The organism is Acinetobacter sp. RRD8 (genome assembly GCF_031844225.1).
Classification (GTDB): Bacteria; Pseudomonadota; Gammaproteobacteria; order Pseudomonadales; family Moraxellaceae; genus Acinetobacter.
In genome coordinates this window covers 1-1,295 of record NZ_JAUZUU010000048.1, presented here as the reverse complement: position 1 = coordinate 1,295, position 1,295 = coordinate 1, and the positions used below count along the sequence as shown (strand labels likewise).

The following is a 1,295-nucleotide window of genomic DNA, read 5'->3' as shown; positions in this document are numbered from 1 at the left end:
TTTAGAGCGGATTTATCACTTATAAAACTGAATTGAGTGGTCTAATTAACGGAACCACATTATAAGCTACCATGAATAAATCCTTTTTTAATTAGGCGATCATAAAGTGATTTATGAGATATTGGAGATTTTTCAAATCCTTCTATAAGCATCAATTGCAACTCTTTCTCAACAATAATATCTAATTCTTTACCTCTCATTGTTGTTAAACCTCTTCAGTTTTATTAATTTCAATAGCAAAAAGCTCACTCAAGGTATGAGGCAACTTACTCATAGGCGTATTGTAATTAAAGATTTGTATTGGTGTAAGTTTCTGCATCCTACTTAAATTTTTAGCTTCTAAACCTGTAAGAATATTTATCCTTTCTCTAATATCATTTAACATCTCAGAATATTGAGGATCATTTCTTATATCATTATCAATATTATTATATTCATTAATAAGCATGTTCTTTTTTAAAGTAATGTTTTCTAATTCACCACGACGACCTGTTAAGACAAAATTTCCACACGCATCACCTGATTGGCATGCAAGCCGTTTTGGACAATGATGTAGTGTAATATTGCGCATACAACTTCCAAAGAGTAGGGGGGAAAGAAATGCATGACGATCTAGTAATTCTTCAGCTTCATTTGGATCTTCATCAATTAATTCATTAAATGCTTTTTTTATATCTTGGAAATAATCATCAAAAAACTGATCTTTTATAAAAGCTGAAACTTCTTTTTTATTATCAAAAGTCTGAATATTTTTTTTGATATTCGAATCAATACTCAACTCTTCAGAAACATATATTAAACCATCTTTTTTAATAGCTTCTACTGGACTTAAATAGTTGTCAATTCCAATACTATTTACTAGTATAATTTCATTTTTATTTCGAAGACTTGATTTAATTTTCATATGTTTCAATGCTATATGTTGATAGTATTGATTTTGTTTAATATCAACCCGCCCCATAAGCATTGCCTGTAAATGTTCAGAAATTCCACTTAAAGCAAGGAATGTATTTATATTATGTCTAGGAATATGACTTGTAAGAGAAGAATATTCAGAATCATTTTCATATAATTGATATTTTTCAAAAGCAGAAGTGTGCTTATTTGCACCTAAGAAATTATTTATATTAGGATTAGAAATCAACATAATATTAGTCTTATTATACAAACCTCTTGATAAATTTCCTGATCTATACGGAAGAATAAACAACAACTCTTCATAAGGAATTTTTATTAATGAACCTTCATAATTAAAAACATGATCAATTGGATTTTTTTCGGTATAAGTGTTTAAG

1 protein-coding gene and 1 pseudogene are annotated in these 1,295 nt (G+C 28.1%); both read right to left on the bottom strand.

Annotated features, from left to right (window positions below; all coding sequences use genetic code 11):
• Positions 1 to 59 precede the first annotated feature (59 nt).
• Positions 60 to 200, bottom strand: coding sequence for a hypothetical protein (locus Q9R24_RS14960; protein WP_311204772.1), 141 nt, complete (start codon positions 198 to 200; stop codon positions 60 to 62).
• A 5-nt stretch (positions 201 to 205) separates the two neighbouring features.
• Positions 206 to 1,295, bottom strand: a pseudogene (locus tag Q9R24_RS14955) (hypothetical protein); the annotation flags it as partial.

Excerpts from the sequence above, each read along its gene's own strand:
- Q9R24_RS14960 (WP_311204772.1), bottom strand. The coding sequence starts at position 200 with ATGAGAGGTAAAGAATTAGATATTATTGTTGAGAAAGAGTTGCAATTG.